The 14,042-nt window shown below is 60.9% G+C and carries 11 protein-coding genes and 3 pseudogenes; 7 read left to right on the plus strand and 7 right to left on the minus strand.

Translation table 11 applies throughout. The annotated features are described in order from the left end of the window. Positions 1 to 126 precede the first annotated feature (126 nt). The 3 genes from BMY30_RS16860 (at position 127) to BMY30_RS16870 (ending at position 1,165) form a co-directional block, all read left to right on the plus strand. Positions 127 to 381, plus strand: coding sequence for a DUF3820 family protein (locus BMY30_RS16860; protein ID WP_089715860.1), 255 nt, complete (start codon positions 127 to 129; stop codon positions 379 to 381). A 223-nt stretch (positions 382 to 604) separates the two neighbouring features. Continuing rightward, positions 605 to 841, plus strand: a complete 237-nt coding sequence (locus BMY30_RS16865; RefSeq protein ID WP_211607386.1) for a BrnT family toxin — start codon at positions 605 to 607, stop codon at positions 839 to 841. Between the two features lie 48 nt (positions 842 to 889). After that, positions 890 to 1,165 carry a BrnA antitoxin family protein gene (locus tag BMY30_RS16870; protein ID WP_089715861.1) on the plus strand — a complete coding sequence of 92 codons (276 nt, stop codon included), beginning with the start codon at positions 890 to 892 and terminating at the stop codon, positions 1,163 to 1,165. Between the two features lie 269 nt (positions 1,166 to 1,434). Here the strand turns inward: BMY30_RS16870 and BMY30_RS16875 are convergent, their stop codons facing one another. From BMY30_RS16875 to BMY30_RS16895, 5 genes and pseudogenes are all read right to left on the minus strand, one after another. After that, positions 1,435 to 3,267, minus strand: coding sequence for a putative bifunctional diguanylate cyclase/phosphodiesterase (locus BMY30_RS16875; RefSeq protein WP_211607388.1), 1,833 nt, complete (start codon positions 3,265 to 3,267; stop codon positions 1,435 to 1,437). A gap of 778 nt (positions 3,268 to 4,045) precedes the next feature. Continuing rightward, positions 4,046 to 6,052: a CocE/NonD family hydrolase gene (locus BMY30_RS16880; RefSeq protein ID WP_089715862.1), complete on the minus strand. Its 2,007-nt coding sequence runs from the start codon at positions 6,050 to 6,052 to the stop codon at positions 4,046 to 4,048. Between the two features lie 203 nt (positions 6,053 to 6,255). Further along, positions 6,256 to 6,516 (minus strand): annotated as a pseudogene (locus tag BMY30_RS16885) (transposase); the annotation flags it as partial. A 265-nt stretch (positions 6,517 to 6,781) separates the two neighbouring features. After that, on the minus strand, positions 6,782 to 7,819 hold the full coding sequence (locus BMY30_RS16890; protein ID WP_089715863.1) for an IS110 family RNA-guided transposase: 1,038 nt from the start codon (positions 7,817 to 7,819) through the stop codon (positions 6,782 to 6,784). Between the two features lie 54 nt (positions 7,820 to 7,873). Continuing rightward, positions 7,874 to 8,590 (minus strand): annotated as a pseudogene (locus BMY30_RS16895) (IS1595 family transposase); the annotation flags it as partial. 131 nt (positions 8,591 to 8,721) lie between these two features. On the opposite strand from BMY30_RS16895, the gene BMY30_RS16900 reads away from it, so the two are divergent. Beyond that, a complete protein-coding gene (locus BMY30_RS16900) occupies positions 8,722 to 10,755 on the plus strand; it encodes a CocE/NonD family hydrolase (RefSeq protein ID WP_089715864.1) in 2,034 nt (677 codons plus the stop codon). A 7-nt stretch (positions 10,756 to 10,762) separates the two neighbouring features. On the opposite strand, the gene BMY30_RS16905 is transcribed toward BMY30_RS16900, so the two are convergent. Then, positions 10,763 to 11,788 (minus strand): D-alanine--D-alanine ligase family protein, encoded by a 1,026-nt coding sequence (locus BMY30_RS16905; protein ID WP_089715867.1) that lies wholly within the window; start codon positions 11,786 to 11,788, stop codon positions 10,763 to 10,765. 201 nt (positions 11,789 to 11,989) lie between these two features. Here BMY30_RS16905 and BMY30_RS16910 point away from each other — a divergent pair, with 201 nt between their 5' ends. The 3 genes from BMY30_RS16910 to BMY30_RS18250 all read left to right on the plus strand — a co-directional run bounded on the left by BMY30_RS16910 (position 11,990) and on the right by BMY30_RS18250 (position 13,152). Beyond that, positions 11,990 to 12,310: a sodium:calcium antiporter gene (locus tag BMY30_RS16910; protein WP_211607390.1), complete on the plus strand. Its 321-nt coding sequence runs from the start codon at positions 11,990 to 11,992 to the stop codon at positions 12,308 to 12,310. Positions 12,311 to 12,548: 238 nt separating this feature from the next. Then, positions 12,549 to 12,749, plus strand: coding sequence for a hypothetical protein (locus BMY30_RS16915; protein WP_089715865.1), 201 nt, complete (start codon positions 12,549 to 12,551; stop codon positions 12,747 to 12,749). Positions 12,750 to 13,014: 265 nt separating this feature from the next. Then, positions 13,015 to 13,152: a hypothetical protein gene (locus BMY30_RS18250; protein ID WP_425283473.1), complete on the plus strand. Its 138-nt coding sequence runs from the start codon at positions 13,015 to 13,017 to the stop codon at positions 13,150 to 13,152. Between the two features lie 731 nt (positions 13,153 to 13,883). On the opposite strand, the pseudogene BMY30_RS17735 reads toward BMY30_RS18250, so the two are convergent. Next, positions 13,884 to 14,042 (minus strand): annotated as a pseudogene (locus BMY30_RS17735) (IS5/IS1182 family transposase); the annotation flags it as partial.

The following is a 14,042-nucleotide window of genomic DNA, read 5'->3' on the forward strand; positions in this document are numbered from 1 at the left end:
GCGGCGGCGAGCCGACCGATCGCGATATCGCCCTGGTTTATGCGGCATCAACTTCCTTGCCTCTCCCAGAGCAAGGTGTCATCGTCGGTCGGAAACGATAGCGGTGCCTGACCAGGAGCATGATGCGTGAACCCCGAGGATCTGGAAAAGCTTGTCAGCCTGAAGATGCCCTACGGCAAGTACGCTGGCAGGCTGATCGCCGACCTGCCCGGCCCCTATCTCAACTGGTTCGCTCGCGAGGGCTTTCCGCCCGGCGAGATCGGCCAGCTCCTGCACCTGATGCATGAGATCGACCACAATGGGCTGAGCCCACTGCTTGATCCGTTACGACAGGATCGAGCTGAGCTTGTTCATGGTATGTCCAAGGCACCAAGGTTCTAGGCTGAAAAGAGACCTTCCGGCACAGAGCTCAAGGAGGCGCCATGCCTATGACCCGCGCGAAATCCTTCAGTCCCGTTCTGGAGCGCTTACACCTGGCGTGAGACCTGCTGATCATCGTGCTGGTGATCACCAACCCGACCCTCAGCCGGGAACGGGTCTACACCGACATCACCCGTCGGTGAGCAGGTATTGACAACCGCGTATATCATGAAAATATACATTTATGGTCAACTGGGCACGAGTAACTGGCTTTGACTGGGACGAGTGCAACTCCCGCAAGAGCAAGGAGAAGTACGATGTCAGCCAGCCCGAAGCGGAATCGATCTTCTTCAATGAGCCGCTTCTGATTCTGGAAGACGCCAGGCATAGCCAGGCCGAAGCCCGTTTCCATGCCCTTGGTGAAACGGATGATGCGAGGCAGTTGTATATCACGTTCACGTTGAGACAGGACGGTACCTGATACGTGCGATTTCCGCTCCCGCCATGCTCCGTAAGGAGAGGGCCATTTATGAGGAAGCAAAGAAAGACGCCTGAATTCAAGAGCGAAGCCGAAGAACGGGAGTTCCGGGAAACACACGACTCATCCGACTACGTGAAGTGGAACCGGGCACAACTCGCCTCTTTTCCGAAACTGAAACCATCGACGAAAACCATCGCGCTTCGTCTACCTGAAGCCCTGCTCGACCGTATCAAGATCGAGGCCAACAAGCACGACATGCCCTATCAATCCCTGATAAAAGCCTGGCTCGCGGATGATGTCGGTGACAGCCGCCGGACCGGGTGAATCTGTGACCATAGAAGTGACACAGTTGAGGGGATTGAAAAATACAAGAAATAGCTGCCGTCCCAAGAAGAACCGATAGCAGCTATCGGCCAGAAGCAGACATTGAGATAATGCTGATATAATGCCGCCATCACCGGTGACGAAGCCGGAGAGAAGCGGAGGCTTTGGTATCCGGTGCATGGCTTGATTATTAGACATTTACCGGAATTTCAGCTGTTTCTTACTCAGCCACACCCGAATGATCAGGCTGTGGCTTCCCCGACACATGTTTAATCTTTCAGCCATCCGGCCCAGGCCATAAAGTCAGACGTCGACATCGGCTTGGCGTAATAAAAACCTTGGGCATAGCGGTAGTTGAAAGTGCGCAAATAGGCCTCCTGGGTGGCAGTCTCAACACCCTCGCCAAGAGCATCAATCTTGAGGTGATGGCTCAATTGCGACAGGCTTGCTACAACACCTGCGCCGCGCCCGTCGGGTGTCTGCCAGAGAAAGACTTTATCGACCTTAATGAGGTTGAACGGCATATCGATCAGCCGCCCTAGCGACGAATAGCCAGTACCGAAGTCGTCCAGAGCCAGAGAGAAGCCAGCGGCCACAAGCTCGTCTATGATTTGGCTGACCTCGAAGAGGTCGACTTCCAGCGCATTCTCTGTAATTTCGAGCTTTACGCAAGCCGGGGCCACGCCGATCGCTTGCGTGATCGCGATAAATCGGTCGGCAAGGTCTGGATTGAGAAGCTGAGTAGGGGCGACATTGACCGAAACCCAAAATGTCTCGTTACCCGGTAGTTCCTGCCAGCGTCGCAACTGTAAGCAGGCTTCCTCGAAAACCTGCCCGCCAAGCTCATCCATAAGCCCCAGCTCATCGGCCAAGGGAATGAATTGATCCGGCCCGATAGGGGCCTGACCGTCAGGCAAAGGCCAGCGCAACAACGCCTCAGCCCCTACCATTTCTCCGCTTTTCAGGTCAATAACGGGTTGATAAAAGAGCACTAACGTCCTTTCGGAGACAGCGCGTTGCAGATCACCCTCAAGCATGATCTTCCGGCGCTTTGCCTCCTTGATGCTGTGATCTGCCCAGCGGATAGGGTCCGCGTCCGTATTGCCGGCACCGTCAGCAAGCTCTTCGGCAAGAAGCGCAAGCTCACGGGCGTGGCGACCATCGGTCGGTGCACGGGCGATCCCGGCACTGACCTCGACTCGGACGATTTCACCGGCTACTTCGAAATCTTCTTCTGTGACAGCAGCGACGAAAGAGCGTGCTCGCGTCATTAAATGATGATCCGAGTCGCTTGCCCCATCCGCATCTGCATCTGCATCCGCATCCGCATCCGCATCCGCATCCGCATCCGCATCCGAGGAGACAATCACCGCAAAAGTGTGCTCGTGGGAACGGGCAAGCGATTCACTCAACTCAAGTCGGTGACTGAGGCGTTTAGCAATATCACTCAAGAGCTGGTTGACGACTTCAACACCGAAGGCCTGATCAATTCGATCCAGGCGCCTGAACTGCAACGACACTAGTCCGGTTACCGATTGAGACGCGGCCGTCTCGTCAATGAGGCGCTGCAGCCGCAGCAGCATGCGCTGATGATTCAAGGCGCCCGTGACCGGATCGTGGTTGGAGCCAGTGGCATTCAGGAGTGCACTCAATCGCCGGGTTTGGCCTTCCAGCCGGTACTGGCTCGGATCTGAGTCCGTTATCTCTTGCTGCACGGAAAAGAAATAATCATGGCCTTCACCATCATGACGCAAACGCGTAATGGTCCACTCCACCAGATACGGTGTTCCATCCTTCCGGTAATTCCAGGCGCGGCCCTCAAAGGAATCGCCAGCAAGCAAGTTTTCCTTGAGCCGGTTCAAGACCGCGCGATTCGTGTCAGGGCCCTGCAGAATGCGGGGCGTGGATCCTAGAATTTCCCTCCGGGTATAGCCCGTCATGCGAGTAAAAGCATCATTGACATACACGAACACCGGCCCTGGTGATTCTAGCTCGCCAGTAGTAATGACTACCGAAAAGTCTGATTTCTCAATGACTATCTGCAGGAAAGGGGGTGTATCTGTGAGCTTCATTGGCTTGACCTTCAAGGAAGTGACGACCATTTATTCGCTACTAATTAGACGGCGCGCTCCATGATTGAATGAACGTGCTGGCACTTCTCTCCGGCAAATGCAGCCTGCTAGATTCTCCCAAGCCTATAAGCTTTAGGGGTATTAATTTTCATTAGTTCATATAGCCAAAATTTGCGCTCCTGTTGCATTTCTAAGAATTACCGCTTTGGGTCCAGGCTGTGTGAAAAAGCCTCGGCTCTCCTGACGATGGGGCTTGTACGCGAAATCTGGAGAAGATATTTGCCTTGCAACTGCCTCAGAATGCGCTAGAGAGCGTCATTTTTGATAAATTTTTGACCGCCTCCGAATGTTCCAAACGTTTTCACACAGCCTTGGTCGAAAGCGGCCATAGAACACCGGCCATCCGTCGAGGCATGGCATAACCCCAACTCCAGACGAACAGCCTGTTTACCCATGAGGCGTCGGTAAGCCTCTCTGCCATGTCGCGCTCCCTGCTCCTTGGGCCAGCCCTGTTACCGAGCCGTTTCCTTGGGTAATGGGTCCAGCCTAATTCAGTCGGCTTAGGGTCGCCAGCGGAGAGTCGAGGTGGATGGCGCCCCACTATCGCTAGCGGCCAGCATCCCTGCCGGTCGCTGCTTTTGAATGCCAGGAGGGGACGGTCGCTGAGTAGCGTCTCCGCGTCATGTTCTTTACCTACACCGAGTAGCTGAAAGACCCTTGCCCCGCCCGAGAAATGAACTCCTCACCCCACGACGAAGAAACGGTCTGGGTTTCCGCGCCCGGTCATGGACGCTTCGACCGACAAGGCTCACAGATGGTCACGGGGGATCTCCTCGTTCCAGGTCCGGGAGAAGACCTGCTCGTCGCCTTCGTAGGCATCCAGGGTGGCGTTGAGATGAAAGTGGCTCGCCGTGCTGGTCATCACCGTGCGGGTGACGATCTCCACCCGCCAATCGCCGCGCTCGAACCTGCGCCGATTGATGACCTCGCCGCTCACCGTGGCGTAGTCGTCGTTGGCCTGGGCGTAACGCTCGGTGACGTCATAGCCGAGCGTCAGGCCCAGGTCGTCGAGGCGCCAGCTGCCATCGTTGTCGATGATCCCGAGCGTGGCCTCGTTGGTGGCCAGGTTGAAAAGCACCGTCCACTCCCGGTGGGCCGGCACCAACAGGGTGATGGCCGGGCCGGCCGCCATGCGGGGCTCGCCGAGATCGGGCAGTGACCTGTCTGCGGCCCGTCGGGGACGCTCCGGCAGGGTCAAGCGACAGCCCCGAGGATGGAGCGTCAACGTCGCCGGACACGGCGACGGCCAGGCCAGCGGCCAGTACGATGAGGAGATCGCCACCCGAATGCGGTTGCCCGTGGGGAAGCACTGGGCGACGTGATTGAGGCGGATCTTGACCCGGTAGGTCTCGCCAGGCGTCAGCGGCTCGGGTCGGTCGTGGCCATGGCGATGACTGAGGTTGCAGAGCCCGTAGCTCACCAGGGTGACGGTGCCGTCGGGGCCGATGTCCGAGAGCCGCACGGCGACCATCGACTGGGGTTGGTCCGCCGACAGCTCGAGCTCGACGAAGGGCTCGCCGAGGATCTCGACATCCCGGGCCAGCGGCGGCGTATCGAAGCACAGCGAGCCGCCATCCTCCAGCCGCTGGTCGGTCGGAAGGTCGGTGCTCTCCGCATAGCTGCACCACTTCCCGGCGAAGAGCCCCACGCTCAGCGGGCTGCGGATCGACAAGGGAGGGCCCTCCGCGGGCTCCCCGGCGACCAGGCCTTCCCGGGACAACGCATAGACGCGTGGCCGCAGGCGGCGGCTGGGCCACTGGGTCTCGGCGACCCAGCGCCCGGGGCGGTCGTCACTGATCGGCGAGACACTGTCCTGCATCCAGGCGCGCAGCAGGGGCTCTCGATCCACGCCGTTGTCGTGATCCTTGAGCCAGCGATCCCACCAGCGCAGGCACTCGCCGAGGAAGTCGATGGAGGGTCCCGGTCCCCCCAAGTGGGGATACTTGTGGTTCCAGGGCCCGACCAGCCCCTTGCGTGGCACCTTCAGGTGGTGGATCAGCCGGAACACCGTGTTGCAGTAGCCATCGGCCCAGCCGCTGACCGCGAACACCGGACAGCGGATCGCCGCGAAGTCCTCGCAGACCGAAGCGTGGCGCCAGTAGGCATCCCGTCGCTGGTGGTCCAGCCAGGTCTTCAACCAGAGTCCGCTGTGCTCGAGCCGCCGCTGCCACAGCGCGCGCCAGCGCTCACCGACGATGGTCGGGTCCGGGGGGCAGGCGTTGTAGGAGAGCATCACCGAGGCCCAGGAGAGGTTGTCGGTGAGCAGGCAGCCGCCCATGTAATGGACGTCATCGGTGTAGCGATCGTCCGAGGAGCAGACAGTGATCACGGCCTGCAGTTCGGGGGGTTGCAGGGCGGCGATCTGCAGGCCATTGAAGCCGCCCCAGGAGATGCCGATCATCCCGACTCGTCCGTTGCACCAGGGCTGGGCGGCGATCCAGCGGATCACTTCGACGCCGTCCTCCAGTTCCTGGGACAGGTATTCGTCATGGAGCACGCCATCGGAGTCGCCGCTGCCGCGCAGGTCCACCCGGACCGCGGCATAGCCGTACCGGGCGAAGTGGCCGTGGATCTGGTTGTCCCGGGTCGCCCGGAAGTCCCGCTTGCGGTAGGGAATGTACTCGAGGACCGCGGGCACGCCGACCGACTCGGCACCCGCCGGCAACCAGAGCTTGGCCGCCAGCCGGGCGCCATCCGGCATGGGGATCCAGGCATTCTCGATGACCGTCACGTCGTCCTGCTGTGCATCCACCATCCCCGCTCCTCCTGCTACATCCAGCGCCACGAACGGGCGCCGGCATGGACCAACACCGACATGCGTCAGCTTATACAGTAGCGGCCCTGCGGACTTTCGCCCTCCCGGAACAGGTCAGAAGTCGAGCATGGGGAGTCGCTTCCCCTTCGGCTGTGCAACGTGCACTGGACGCCGGGGTTCTTGCCGTCGTATATGCTTCCTGATTACGCATAACAGTCAGCCATCTTCAGGAACCGGTACGGCATTGGCGGTGTTCTCGCCGCCACCGTGAGAAAGCGCGGGATCATGGCCTTGAGGTCATAGCGTCGATTGAATCGGTACTCGAACTCGGCCAGGTAGCGTGGGGCATGCTGCCCGCGGATGGCATGGTAAGTGCCGGTGATCGCGTTCTTGACGTTACCCAGCAGGGTGTTGACCCAGTTGAACTCGAGGTTCTCCACACTGGCACGCCCACCCCCGTATATGGAGTCCTCCCCGTTTGCAAGCATGAGGCACGATCGGCGGTAGGTACGACTGCACACGTATATCCGGTCTCTCTAATAACGCCAATGGCATTGGACCCTGATGGGCTATCCGCACGCCAGCTCCCAATCGGTGATGCGAGCTATCAGCTCCCAGGGGTGTAGGGGTTTGCTGACGTCGGTTCGACCTGTACGCCATCTGCAGCATGCTCAACAATCGTGATGGTGGGTTATCTTGTTGAAAACTCGGTAATACAGTAGGTGGATGTTACGCCGCCTGCGCCGCCAAGGCGGGGTCATAGGTACTGTCGTGGCGCGTGATCGCCCAGGCGATGCGCGCCGTCTTGTTGGCCAGGGCGATGACCGCGACATTGGCATGCTTGCGTTCGGCCAGCCGCCGCACCCAGTGGCTCAGGCTGTCCTCCTTGCCCTCGCTGTAGCGCAGCACGGCGCGCGCGCCATGGGTCAGCAGGGTCCGTAGGTAGCTGTCGCCGCGCTTGCTGATGCCCAGCAGGCGGTCACGTCCTCCCGTGCTGTGCTGCCGCGGTGTCAGCCCCAGCGAGGCGGCAAAATCACGGCCGCACTTGAAGGCCTGGGCATCCCCCAGCGCACCGGCCAGGGCGCTGGCGGTCAACGTGCCGACACCCCGTAGGGTCATCAGGCGCTTGGCGACCGGGTCGGTCTGGGCGTGGCGCTCGATGCGTTCTGTCACCAGGGTGATGCGGTCATCCAGGTGGCGAAGGTCCTCGGCGAGACCGGCCAGCAGCACGCGGAAATCATCGGTCAGCCCATTCTCGGCATCCTCCAGCCAGCGTGGCAAGGCGGCACGCAGCTGGCCAATGCCGGTGGGCGCCACCAGCCCGTACTCGCCGATCAGGCCACGGATCTGGTTGGCCTTGGCGGTACGTTGCTGAACCAGCTCACTGCGGATGCGATGCGCCGCCTGGACATCCTGCTGCGCGACCGACTTGACGGCCACGAAGCGCATGTGGGGGCGGCCCATGGCCTCGCAGATCGCCTCGGCATCCAAACGATCGTTCTTGTTGCTCTTGACGTAGGGCTTGACGAACTGGGCGGCGATCAGCTTGACGTGATAGCCGCGCGCCTGCAGCGCACGGGCCCAGTGGTGGGCGGAGGCACACGCCTCCATGCCGATCTCGGCCCCGGTGGGGACGCGCTTGACGATGGCGTCCAGCCACTTGCTCCGTGAGTACTTGCCGCGCCATTCGATCTGGTCATGACGATCGACGCCATGAACGTGAAAGACGGATTTGGCAATATCGACACCAACGCGTGAAATGCTCATGGGATGCTCTCCTCAGCCGGTGGCCTCACCCTCTCAGTGTGGCGCATCGGCGCCGGGGTAGGGTGGGGAGGACTCCATCCCATTGGTGATGTGGCAGTCATGGACGTAGAGGGGGGTGTCGAAGGCTCGGAAACACCCGAGGCCGTCGCTGATGACATGGCTCCCGGGGGCAATGGCCTGGTGGGCGTAGCGACGGATCTCGGTGAGCGTGAAGCTGCTCACGGGGCGAAGCTGAACACGCAGGGGGTGGCCTTCCTCATCGGTTTGTACGGCCGCCACGAACGGGAACTTGTGTTCAGCGCCGCGCCCGCGCTTTCCCGGCCGCTCACCGCCCAGGTAGGCGTCATCCAGTTCGATTCGACCGGAGAGTCGCTCTCCCTGGTTGCGCTCGTGCATAACCTGCAGCAGCTTGTGCTTGAGCTTCCAGGCGGTGTTGTAGCTGACGCCGAGCTCCCGGGATAGCTGCAGCGCTGAGATGCCGCTCTTGCGCTGGGTCAGCAGATAGATGGCCAGAAACCAGGTGGTTAACGGCAGATGCGTGGCATGGAAGATGGTACCGGCGGTCAGCGAGGTCTGATGATGGCAGCGATGGCACTGGTAGAGCCCCCGCGACAGCCGGCAGCCCGTGGTGTTGCCACAGTCGGGGCACACGAACCCCTTGGGCCAGCGATGCTGGAAGAGGGCTGCTTGGCATTGCGCTTCCGTGCCGTACTGCTCGAGAAACGCCGGCAACGACAAGCCGGTCTGGAACTGGATAGGATTGCGTGCCATGACGTCACCTCCTCTACTGGACATAACATCAGTATAGGAGAGACTGACGGGATGATGGCTGATCAACATGAGTAATCAGGATATGCTTTAGCAAGCACCGCCGCCGCCGGTGCTGCCCGGAGGGTAGCGTCATGAAGATCGTCGAGGATTTTCCCCGTGAGGTTCGCGTCATCGAGAACGTCTGGATCCCGATGGAAGACGGGACGCGACTGGCGGCCCGGATCTGGCGTCCCACCGATGCGGAATCCGAACCGGTGCCGGCCATCCTGGAGTACATGCCCTACCGCAAGCGCGACTTCACCCGCCTGCGTGATGAGCCGTTGCACCGCTATTTCGCCGGGCATGGCTATGCCTGCGTGCGTCTCGACCTGCGCGGCAGCGGCGACTCGGACGGCCTGATGCTGGACGAGTACCTCCCGCAGGAACTCGACGACGCCGTGGAGGCCATCGACTGGTTGGCCGGCCAGCCCTGGTGCAACGGACGAGTCGGGATGATGGGCATCTCCTGGGGCGGCTTCAACGCGCTGCAGGTGGCGGCCCTGCGGCCGGCCCCGCTCAAGGCCATCATCACCATGTGTTCCACCGACGACCGCTACGCCGACGACGTCCACTACCAGGGCGGCTGCCTGCTCAACGAGAACCTCGGCTGGGGATCCGTCCTGCTGTCCTGCTCTACGACCCCGCCGGATCCCGACATCGTCGGGGCACAATGGCGTACCCAGTGGAAACATCGCATCGAGAAGGCCCCTTTCTATCCCCTGGTGTGGATGCGCCATCCCCACCGGGACGCCTACTGGCGGCACGGCTCGGTCTGCGAGGACTTCGACGCGGTGACCTGCCCGGTGTACGCGGTGGGGGGCTGGGCCGATGGCTACGTCAACGCCATTCCCCGTCTGCTGGCCGGGCTGAAGGCGCCGTGCAAGGGACTGATCGGCCCCTGGTCACATGCCTTCCCCCACGCCGCCCTGCCCGGCCCGGCGATCGGCTTCTTCCAGGAGGCCCTGCGCTGGTGGGACCACTGGCTGAAGGGCCTCGACACCGGCATCATGGACGAGCCCCTGCTGCGGGTCTGGATGGAGGAGTACGTCCCGCCCGCCCCGATGTATGCCGAGCGCCCGGGGCGATGGGTGGCGGAGACGCACTGGCCCTCGCCACGAATCCAGCCGAAGACGCTCCACCTGAACGTGCTGGCGCTGGGCGAGAAAGCCGATGGCGAGGACCGCATGCGCATCGCCTCGCCCCAGACCACCGGCCTGGGCGCCGGTGACTGGTATGGCTTCGGCTCCGAGGGCGAGGCGCCCATCGACCAGCGAGAGGACGATGGCAAGTCCCTGGTCTTCGACTCGGATCCCCTCGATCGGAGCCTCGAGATCCTCGGTGCCCCCTGCGTCTCGCTCGAGCTGTCGGTGGACCGGCCGGTGGCCTACGTCATCGTGCGCCTCAACGATGTCGCGCCGGACGGCGCCTCGGCGAGGGTGAGCTACGGCATGCTCAACCTCACCCAGCGCGACAGCCGCGAGGCCCCCACCCCCCTGGAACCGGGCCGGCGCTATCGCGTGCAGGTGCAGCTCAACGACATCGCCTATGCCTTTGCTCCCGGCCACACCATCCGGCTGGCGATCTCGACCAGCTACTGGCCGGTGATCTGGCCGGCACCGGCACCCGTCAACCTGACGCTGCATACCGGGATCAGCCAGCTGACACTGCCGGAACGACCGCTGCGCCCCGAAGACGCCGACCTGCGGCCCTTCGAGCCCCCGGAACGGGGCCCCATGCCGGAGATGACCACCCTCAAGGTGGCCCCCTTCCAGCGCCGGGTGGAGCGGGACCTGACCTCCGGCATGTCGAGCTACCGGATCGCCACCACCGGCGGCGATTTCGGCGACGCCGCGCTGACTCGGATCGAAGACATCGACCTGACGGTCGGCTACACCCTGTCCAAGACCTACCGTATCCACGACTATGACCCCGATACCGCCGAGGTGACGGTCGAGCAGATCACCACCCACAAACGGGGCGACTGGTCCACCCGCCTGGAATGCCGCACCAGCCTGACCGCCACCCCACGGAGCTTCCGGATCCGCGGCGTACTGAAGGCCTACGAGCACGATGTCCTTTTCGCTCGCCGAGACTGGGACGAGGAGGTTGTGCGCCAGTTGCTGTGAGGGGGACTCAGTCAGGGCGGCGAAGGCCATAGCGGGTCATCGCCGCCTCGAGGATCAGCCGCAGTAGCTCATGGTAGGGATACCCCCCCCACTCGGCCATCATCGCCAGCTTGCCGTCCCAGTACCAGGTCGGGTTGGTGTTGACGTCGAGCACGCGCGGCTGGCCATCCTCGCCCTCGCGGAAGTCGATGCGCGCATAATCGCGCAGCCCCAGGCGGCGGAACAGCTTGACCGAATGATCAACAAGCTGACTCCAGGTGACGTCATCGATGTCGGCCTGGCGGAAACTGAGCTTCTCCCAGTACGGCGAGTCGGGATCGGCCTTGGAGCCGTAAGTCAGAATGGGCGGCAACTCGGGATCCAGCGCCGAGTAGTCGATCTGAAGCGGCGGCAACACCGTGAAGCCGCTCGCACCGTTGCCGATCAACCCCAGGGTATACTCCGGACCGGTGAGGAAGTCCTGGATCAGCGCATCGACGATGCCGGGTTGCTGCGCTAACCAGCGCAGGTAGGCCTCTGCTTCCATGACATCCCGCACCACGCAGTCCCGGGTGATGCCGAAGCTGCCACCGCTGCTGTTGGGCTTTATCAGGCAGGGGTAGATGGCCGGCAAGACCAGGGGGGCAGCGTTCAGGTCCACGTAGGTCTCGTTGGGGACGGGAATGCCCTGCCCCGCCGCCAGGGCACGCACCAGGGCCTTGTCGGTGGTGAGGCTGATGCTCATGGGGTCGGCGCCGGTATAGGGAATCCCCAGGATCTCCAGTAGCGCCGGCACATCGCGCTCCAGCTCCCAATCGTTGCGAAAGCCCGTATCGCAGAGATTCAGTGCCAAGTCAGGGGGATTGGCGCGCAGGTCGTCGATCCAGGTCCCATGATTGTCGAGAAAGGTAAAATGGAACCCCTCGAGCCTCGCGAGAGCTTCGCGTAGATGAACGACGGCGGCCAACTCTTCGTCACCGAAGCCGCCACCGATGGCATAGGCATAGGGAAGATGGGGATCCCCCAACAGCACTGCTACCTGGATATCCGACATGTCGCCTCCGATGTCCCGGGTGATGCCTCCCGACGAGGCGCCCATTGCTCAACCGCGCCTGGGGCGCCAGGCTCCGGCACGCAACGAACAGGCAAAGTATAGTCACGAGTCCATCCGATGATCGCTCCCGATCCGAGCCCTGATTCAACCCGGGCTCTGGAGACACCTCGGGGTCAGTGTGCAGGTGATCGGCCTGACCATATGGCCGACGGCACCTCCCTGCCGGAGGCAGTTACCTCGATCATTGCCTTTCTGCGGGGTGAACGCGATATCGCCGTGGGTAACGTGATGGGCAGCAATGTGTTCAATATCCTCTGCGTGCTGGGGCTTACCGGGTTGCTGGCCCCTTCAGGAAAGTACCTGGTGCCAGTGCACTGGGTGCATACCGCCACCCGTGACCAGGCCTTCAGCGAGGTCGTCCTGTTCGGCAACCAGAACACCGTCTGCAAGCCCACCACGACCAATCGGTCGCACACCGTCAGTCGGCTCCAACAGGTCTGGCGGATCGACGATAGCCAATAGCGTTGTTCGTGGCCCACGAGGGCACAGCATATAGATGGGGTCTCGGGCACCGTCGTAGCTGAGTCAATCTTCGAGCTACTCAGAGTCACTCGGTTGCTCTACAGCCGGAATGTACTCCACCAGATCCTCTATCTCACAATCGAAGAATGCACACTGCCGATCAAGATTCTCGCCCGCTGAACTCAACGCCAGCGCATCCGTCCAGGACGCCACCACCACACAGTCGACCCGATGCAATATGCGCAAGCCGGCCGGCACCGTCGGTCTGGCCCTCAACGTACAGCCAGGCAAGGCGCTGGTGATGGTGCTGGGCACGGGTAGCGGGCAAAGCAACCAGGAGGCACTTGAGCTCTGGGTGATGCAAATGCTGATCGAGAGGGATCTGCTGCCGACAAGGGGGGCTATCCCGCTGCTCATCGAATCCTGGAAGACACCCTGACCCGCTGGCAGGAGGAAGGCGCAAGGTAACTCGCAGCGTAACGAATGCACGACGCAGAGAGACCAGGAAAAGGCTCCAAGGGTCTGGTCACAGGATCGATTTGTCGAACAGAGTCCTGAAGGGTTCAGGGGAACCCAAACACTAGGTGCGGGTTAAAGTGGGGGTTTAAATCTGTCAGACAATGAAAAATCTCATTAAATCAGCGGCTTAATCGATATTCGTGGCGAGGGGGGAGTCCGCCACCGACGTCATCAAGCTGTTTATAGTGGACCCAACACAGAACATCAGCAAAACTAGCGGCAACACAGGTCGCGCCAAGCGCAAGCTGAAGATCTACAAGCATCCAAACACCGGCGAGGTCGTCGAGACCCGGGGCGGCAACCAAAAGACGCTGAAATCGTAGAAAGATGAGAACGGCGCCGAAACCGTCGAGGGTTGGTTGGTGAGAACCGAAGACTAACTAGCTTATGCCTTGCCTGCCACTTTTCGGCAGGCAGGGCAGGTTTCGGCCATGAGCAGACCTTCACTTACAGCTGATATAACGTTTTGCAAAGCGGCGCGGCCACTGAACTTGCCCGACGAATCCAGCCGCTGATTTACACCGCGTCCGCTTGATCTGAATGTTGGTAGCAACCCTAGAACATTAAACCGCTATTAAAGCGAATATTCGGGCGGAACCTTTTTAAAAATCTTGCTATATACAGAAGAGAAAAAAAATGGGCCGATAGCGACAAAGAGAATTGGCATATATAAAATCAAAACTAAAAGGCTGATATATTTGAACCGATCTGGGTCAGGTAAATACGCCAGTATTTTTTCAGCTCGATGCTGCCACATAACCGCTGGATCAGCGGCTGATATAGCTCTGCAACCAAGTACGATACCTGTGACCTGGAATGTCAACGGCTCAGTGTGATAAATATCGATGATGCCACCATCGTTGTTATCTAGAAAATCAAACGATAGGAGCACTGACTTATTGTCAGAGTGAGCTTCTAGGGAACCGCTGAACAATGCTGTTCTGGGTAGTTGAAGAGCCAAAATGGCCCGATCATCGCTTCAGCGATCCCTACCTGACCACCTCAGGTGGTCTGTTTTACCCGACAGCCGGGTTATCCGGCTGCCAGGCCGGATTCAAGACACACTGACCCCGTCAACGCATCCCTGGCATCGTCCTGCCAACACCAGATTGCCGAGAGCAAACAGGGTGAACAGCTGCGCCTGGTTCTTGGCCAGCCCCTTGTAGCGAACCTTCCGATAGCCAAAGAGGTTCTTGATGACATGAAACGGATG

This window comes from Halomonas daqiaonensis (assembly GCF_900109725.1).
In the GTDB taxonomy this organism is placed as follows: domain Bacteria; phylum Pseudomonadota; class Gammaproteobacteria; order Pseudomonadales; family Halomonadaceae; genus Halomonas; species Halomonas daqiaonensis.

Bases quoted from the DNA above. Each gene is read 5' to 3' on its own strand.
- BMY30_RS16865 (WP_211607386.1), top strand. From the start codon at position 605: ATGGTCAACTGGGCACGAGTAACTGGCTTTGACTGGGACGAGTGCAAC.
- BMY30_RS16870 (WP_089715861.1), top strand. From the start codon at position 890: ATGAGGAAGCAAAGAAAGACGCCTGAATTCAAGAGCGAAGCCGAAGAA.
- BMY30_RS16875 (WP_211607388.1), bottom strand. From the start codon at position 3,267: ATGGTCGTCACTTCCTTGAAGGTCAAGCCAATGAAGCTCACAGATACA.
- BMY30_RS16880 (WP_089715862.1), bottom strand. From the start codon at position 6,052: ATGGTGGATGCACAGCAGGACGACGTGACGGTCATCGAGAATGCCTGG.
- BMY30_RS16890 (WP_089715863.1), bottom strand. From the start codon at position 7,819: ATGAGCATTTCACGCGTTGGTGTCGATATTGCCAAATCCGTCTTTCAC.
- BMY30_RS16900 (WP_089715864.1), top strand. From the start codon at position 8,722: ATGAAGATCGTCGAGGATTTTCCCCGTGAGGTTCGCGTCATCGAGAAC.
- BMY30_RS16905 (WP_089715867.1), bottom strand. From the start codon at position 11,788: ATGTCGGATATCCAGGTAGCAGTGCTGTTGGGGGATCCCCATCTTCCC.
- BMY30_RS16910 (WP_211607390.1), top strand. From the start codon at position 11,990: ATGGCCGACGGCACCTCCCTGCCGGAGGCAGTTACCTCGATCATTGCC.
- BMY30_RS16915 (WP_089715865.1), top strand. From the start codon at position 12,549: ATGCGCAAGCCGGCCGGCACCGTCGGTCTGGCCCTCAACGTACAGCCA.